3 protein-coding genes are annotated in these 3,048 nt (G+C 55.6%); 1 reads left to right on the top strand and 2 read right to left on the bottom strand.

Going from position 1 to position 3,048, the window contains the following annotated elements; all coding sequences use genetic code 11:
- Positions 1-202: 202 nt before the first annotated feature.
- Entirely contained in the window at positions 203-589 is a 387-nt protein-coding gene (locus GGR61_RS20750) for a hypothetical protein (RefSeq protein ID WP_147157523.1), read from the top strand.
- Positions 590-695: 106 nt separating this feature from the next.
- Here GGR61_RS20750 and GGR61_RS20745 read toward each other — a convergent pair whose 3' ends face one another.
- Positions 696-2,147, bottom strand: coding sequence for an XVIPCD domain-containing protein (locus tag GGR61_RS20745; protein ID WP_184623798.1), 1,452 nt, complete (start codon positions 2,145-2,147; stop codon positions 696-698).
- Positions 2,144-2,809 carry a hypothetical protein gene (locus GGR61_RS20740; RefSeq protein ID WP_184623796.1) on the bottom strand — a complete coding sequence of 222 codons (666 nt, stop codon included), beginning with the start codon at positions 2,807-2,809 and terminating at the stop codon, positions 2,144-2,146. The genes GGR61_RS20745 and GGR61_RS20740 overlap by 4 nt, the downstream gene beginning before the upstream one ends.
- Between the last annotated feature and the right edge of the window lie 239 nt (positions 2,810-3,048).

Raw genomic sequence — 3,048 nt, 5'->3', positions numbered from 1 at the left:
GTCACCTTGGAGACTGCGCCATGCGCGCACTTGTTTCCACTGGATCAGTGGCATAACTTGCTGATCCAGCTAGGGAAAACGTGGGGATACCTCAGGGTCAGGTTCACTTATAAGGGCAGCCTGACCCCTTATTTCCATGCCCGTGAATCGATTTTTAGCCGGGCCGAGCCCGCAGCCTGGGTCGTCTCAATGTAAGGACTAATTGATTGATATGGGTGTAGACCTTAAAAATAAAGCTGGCACGGAATTTCATTTCTCAACAATAGGATGGTCTTTTTACTTGAACTTGGCATCGGTTTATGGATGGAAGCCAGAAGGGACATCGCCCCCCATCGACTGGATCGATAGAGAACCTTGGGGGGCGCATTATGATTGGAACGCGGGGCAATCTGTCGCTGACTCAGACGCAAGGGAGTTGGCTGCTGCGCTGGGACGCTACGTAGCGGACCCACATGGCAGTGAGCGAGCATTGAGCATTGCGAAAAAATTTGAGGAAGCAGGTATTTCTGTAACCGCCCCTAGCTCTGACGATGAATTTATAGGGGATTTTATTGATTTCGCCAGGAGCGGAACATTTGAGATTTGGTGATGAGAAGAACTGGGTCAGGTGCACTTAAACAGCAGCCTTAGTCGTTGCTTGTTCAGAAGCGAGGGCCGGCTCGCTGTCTGCTGGCAGTTGCGGGCACGTCATTGTCTCAAAGCGACGGAACAGGGCCGCGCTGTTGTTGTTCCTGCGAGCGCTGTTGTTCCACTGCCTGCTCTTGCGTGCGGTCCTGCGCTAGTCGTTGGTTGATAGATTCCAGTTGCGCGAAGCTGTCTTGAACAGGCCGCTGTGCGGCTTCGGCCGTTGGCATATGAGCGCGCAACATTGCGGGATCCTTCGGGTCGCCTTGCACGACAAACAGCGTCTGCGCCGCAGGCAGGTCTTTGGTTTTGTCGCTGAGCAGCACGTGATCTACACGCGTTAGCCCGTTGTCCTTGGCTAGCGTAAGCAGGCTGGCCGTGATCCGTTCACTGATGGCATCAAAGGCACGGCCATTTGTAGTGCCTAGCTGCTCCACTTTGCCTCGAATCTGTTGATGCATGGCATGGTCGGGGTGCCCAGCATCTACAGGTGTCAATGCGCGGCTCGGTTCATTCGGTGCCGCAAGGTTAGGGGCGCTGATGCCGCGTGCGCCAGTGTCCTTGAGCTGGACCATGCCATAGCCGTCCTTACCCAGGTCAACGACGTTGAAGGTCTTCGCAGACCCGAAGTCCAGCCCGTTGCGCTCCAGCTGTCTTGGGTCCAGTCCCAAGGATTTAAGATCGATGCGAACTTCCGGCGGCCGGCGGTCATGCGCAAGATGCGCGTAATTTTGTGCAATATGGCTGATCGGATTCACGCCATAGTAGTTCCGGTAGTCGGAATCGCCATGTGGGCCCAGCGTGCCACTGCTGTCGTAAAAACAGTGCTCAACCGACTTGGTCAGCGCATCGTTGCGGCTAAAGGGGTGCTTGGTGAGTGCATCGTAGGTCAGTCCGTCTGCAAACTGCGGAGCGCCGTTCGGTTGTCGCACGACACACCGATTACTCGACCGGTCGAGCAACTCCTTCTCAACCACACTGTCGGGCATCTCAGGGTTCAGATGTTTGATTCGATCATGCAGGGCACGCATTCCCGAGATTTCCGACAGTGCTTCGTCTGCGCGAGTCGAATCCAGGTAAACGCGGGTAGGGCCAGTCAGGTCGACCTGATGCTCCCGATTGTCGTAGGCTTCCTGCATCCGGTTGCCCATGCTCTTGCCGAACTCGGCAAGGGCGTCGGCACGATGCTGGGCCAATACGCCGTGCATCGTTTCATGGCCCATGACCTCGGTCAGATAGTCGATGCGCTCTGAGCCTGTGAAATCTTTGAACGCTGCTTCACTGATGTTGAGTGTGCCCGCCTTGCCGTCCTTACCATCCTGGAAGTGGCCCCCGTTGTTCTGTCCATGCGAAACAGCAATCGTGCCAATTCGACCTTTCTCAATGGCATCGCCTAACAGGTTCGACAGATAAGGTGATTCGGCGATCGTCTGGCGAATGCTGTCCTCTGCACCAGCAGGAAGTGCATGGTCTTTTGCCATTTGGGCAAGTAGAGGCTCGATACGTGGGTCAACCCGGTTCATGGCTTGCCTCCATCGATCTTTACGCTATAAGCGCACTCTTGTGGACTGCCTTGTTCATTGGTTCGATAAAGAAGCAATGAGACCGAAAAAATCTGACTTCCGCCGTTGATCGCGCGCCAATGCTGGCGTAGCCATCCACCCTGAAACGGCCGCTGCCCGCCGCGCGTGTATCCCATCCCTTCGAGCGCTTTGGAGAGTGCTTCTGCTTGCCAGATGCAGGTGGACGTAGGCACGCGCGTGGGGTTGCTATGGTCAGGTAGAGTCACTGCAACCTCTATCCGCGAGAATCCATCTTTCGTTGGGCGATGCGTCGCATAGAGCTCATAGCCATCGGCCAGAGAAACTTCCTTTATTTCACGCCACGGGTATGCCGGATCAGACGGTGGTCCAAGCTTGATGCCAAGTGCTGACTCCATCTGGGGATAGTCCAGATCCGCTGGCACTGTCAGTCCATCAATGAAGCGCAGCAGCCGGCGCTGCAATTCTTGCAGAGTAGTATTTGCAGAGACGATGTCGGCACCGTTGTCGGTACCTCTGCTCTTCTCTTGAGGTGGCGTGCCCGCATCCCGCCTTGCTTCATGAGGCGTGCGAGCACATGCGCTTGGCAGCGCTACTGAAAGCAGCAGCAAAGGAAGCAGGCTTCGGAAGCTATTTTTTTTCATTGGTATCCTGCCACTCACGCGGCATCGCGTTGCTGGTCAATTGTCACCCGTGCCGTCTGTGTCCTGCACTATCGGGTCCGAAGCTGAGTAGCGCGTTGGTGATGGATAGAGAGTGGGGAAGCAACTTGCGAGTGTGTTGCGGATTGACCTGCCCCCATCATCCGTACCAGTGATTACTGATAAAGCCCGGGGTTGAAGGGTACTGCGTTGTTGGCTTGTTGTGTACGGTAGTTGGCGGC

Source organism: Xanthomonas sp. 3058, assembly GCF_014199765.1.
GTDB lineage: Bacteria > Pseudomonadota > Gammaproteobacteria > Xanthomonadales > Xanthomonadaceae > Xanthomonas > Xanthomonas campestris_B.
This window is presented reverse-complemented; position numbering and strand designations above follow the sequence as displayed.

Coding starts and splice junctions, on each gene's coding strand:
- GGR61_RS20745 (WP_184623798.1), bottom strand. CDS start 2,147: ATGAACCGGGTTGACCCACGTATCGAGCCTCTACTTGCCCAAATGGCA.
- GGR61_RS20740 (WP_184623796.1), bottom strand. CDS start 2,809: ATGAAAAAAAATAGCTTCCGAAGCCTGCTTCCTTTGCTGCTGCTTTCA.